We start from the raw sequence: 809 nt of genomic DNA on the forward strand, positions 1-809 counted from the left end.
TCAGGATCCCTATGATCTGCTCTTCCGTAAAACGACTGCGCTTCATCCGTCCGTATCCTTCTCGATCGGACTCTACTTTTAAATGGTTACATTTCCGGGGGGCACGTCAGCGGCGCTGCATTCCATAACTAAAAGAGCAGCATCACAGTTTGTCATGGCTGGTAGGCTGTCTATCATACAGCAGCGCAGAAACACCCCGAACAGTCCTGCGCACGCGCTGATGTGGCGGATATGGCAATAATCACATGCAGCTTCGTGTTCATGTCACCTAGTGCGACCAATCAGGCGGCTAGAATTCCCTTTTTAACCACAGGCTTGAAGCCGTGCGGTGTGCCTTGAGATACATCGCATCAAACATGAGGGGCTGCGGCTCTGCCTCCCGGCTGCCAGCCCACCCATCATCCGGGCCAAGATCCCCATGGCGCCCCAGCGCTTCCAGCGGTTGTAGAGCGTCTTATGTGGACCGTACTCCCCGGGCGCATCGCGCCAGCGCAGGCCGTTCGATTAACAAAGATGATGCCGCTCAACACTCGACGGTCATCAACGCGAGGTTTGCCGTGGCTCTTTGGAAAGAGCGGCCGCAGACGGTCCATCTGTTCGTCCGTCAGCCAGTACAGGTCGCTCATCTTCAGTCTCCTTACAAAGCCTGAATCAGACTGCCGCATTCAAATCAATGGCTCATGAGCTTAACAGGCCCCAGGGCCTGTTAGCACTTGAAACACTTCCCATATTATAGGGATGGAAGAAGGAGACGGAACAGGCACTTTTACGGACGAGACATGGGCGATCTGGGAGCCTCTGATTGAAGC

1 pseudogene is annotated in these 809 nt (G+C 54.8%); it reads right to left on the bottom strand.

What is annotated here, in order from left to right:
- Nucleotides 1-239: 239 nt before the first annotated feature.
- Nucleotides 240-626: pseudogene (locus HKD24_RS15180) on the bottom strand (transposase); the annotation flags it as partial.
- Nucleotides 627-809 lie beyond the last annotated feature (183 nt).

Source organism: Gluconobacter vitians (assembly GCF_015244565.1).
GTDB classification, from domain to species: domain Bacteria; phylum Pseudomonadota; class Alphaproteobacteria; order Acetobacterales; family Acetobacteraceae; genus Gluconobacter; species Gluconobacter vitians.